The sequence below is a fragment of the Lentilactobacillus parafarraginis DSM 18390 = JCM 14109 genome, assembly GCF_001435895.1.
Lineage (GTDB): Bacteria > Bacillota > Bacilli > Lactobacillales > Lactobacillaceae > Lentilactobacillus > Lentilactobacillus parafarraginis.
The window spans coordinates 1-359 of record NZ_AZFZ01000227.1 but is presented as its reverse complement, the minus strand read 5'-3'; the positions used below and the strand labels follow the sequence as shown (position 1 = coordinate 359).

General features: G+C 57.1%; 1 protein-coding gene. It reads left to right on the top strand.

All coding sequences use genetic code 11. The annotated features are described in order from the left end of the window. Nucleotides 1–359 (top strand): hypothetical protein (locus FD47_RS15585; RefSeq protein ID WP_202813715.1); only part of this gene is annotated, 359 nt, incomplete at both ends.

Below are 359 nucleotides of genomic sequence, written 5' to 3'. Positions count from 1 at the left end.
TTGCCAGTGACGCGGCCAACTCAGCTTCAGGATATGCTTCCAACGCTTCCAACGATGCGAAGTCGGCTTCAGCTCATGCTTCGGATGCTGCCAGTGACGCAAGTGGTAATTCAAATGCGGCTTCAGCAGCCAAATCTGCTTCTGACGCCGCATCAAATGCCGCCAGCGATGCCAAGAAGGCCAGTGATGCTGCCAGTGCCGCCAGTTCAGCTGCGAAGAGCGGCGATGCTTCCGGTGCCGTTTCTGACAACAAAGTTGCCAGCGATGCGGCCTCCGACGCAAAGCAACACAATGCCGATGCGTCGAACGCTGCTTCTGATGCTCACAGGATTGTTGCCAGTGACGCGGCCAACTCAGCT